Source organism: Halomonas sp. ND22Bw, assembly GCF_003011945.1.
Taxonomy (GTDB): Bacteria; Pseudomonadota; Gammaproteobacteria; order Pseudomonadales; family Halomonadaceae; genus Halomonas; species Halomonas halophila.
This window is the reverse complement of sequence record NZ_PXWD01000320.1, coordinates 1-373: the sequence shown is the minus strand read 5'-3', so window position 1 is coordinate 373 and position 373 is coordinate 1. Positions and strand designations below refer to the sequence as shown.

The window sequence follows — 373 nt, the reverse complement described above, 5'->3', positions numbered from 1 at the left end:
GGTCGGTGACGCACAGCGAACACGAGGACGTGCGCGAGCTGGTGCGCGGCGAAATGCAGACGCCCCTATTCAAGCGGCGATGCGGCTGCGTCGGAGCGTCGAGCGGGTGTTTGCCGATGCCAAGGGTAAGCGGGGGCTAACCCGTTTGCACCTTCGCGGCCTGCGCGGTGCCGAGGAAGAGTTTTTGTTGGGCGCGGCCATTGCCAATCTGGTGCTATTGGCCCGTCCTGACGCACGACCGGCACGGACCCGCCGCCCGCCCCCGGTGCCGGAACGGATCGACCACATGGCCCGGATCAGCCGGGGCCGGTTCGAGCAATCCTACTACGCGACGATCTTCTGACGCCGGTTAGCCAGGTTCGCGCTCGGCCGC

1 protein-coding gene is annotated in these 373 nt (G+C 67.6%); it reads left to right on the top strand.

The window, feature by feature from the left end; genetic code table 11:
• Nucleotides 1–343 (top strand): transposase (locus CVH10_RS18255; protein ID WP_219924795.1); only part of this gene is annotated, 343 nt, incomplete at its 5' end.
• Between the last annotated feature and the right edge of the window lie 30 nt (nucleotides 344–373).